Source organism: Pseudomonas sp. PME37.24/025 (assembly GCF_055556615.1).
Genome location: NZ_JBVHNK010000481.1, coordinates 1 through 236, shown reverse-complemented (window position 1 = coordinate 236; position 236 = coordinate 1). Strand labels below are relative to the sequence as shown.

The 236-nt window shown below is 50.8% G+C and carries 1 protein-coding gene; it reads right to left on the bottom strand.

The window, feature by feature from the left end:
- Window positions 1-236: triose-phosphate isomerase (locus tag ACZ3HH_RS31160; RefSeq protein WP_465810594.1), on the bottom strand; the 236-nt coding region annotated here is incomplete at both ends.

Genomic DNA, 236 nt, shown 5'->3' with positions numbered 1-236 from the left:
ACCATAAAGAATTTTCACTGCCTTGGCAGCTTCAGCAATCCGTTCTTGCAATTTAGCACGGATAAATGCATGCACGGCTTGCGCTTGCGCAGAGGTGGCCGATTTACCGGTTCCAATCGCCCAGACAGGCTCATAGGCAATCACAACCTTTGCCAATTGCTCAGCAGCAAGTACTGCCATGACTGCATTCAGTTGACGTGCAATCACCTGCTCAGTGACATCAGACTCACGCTCCG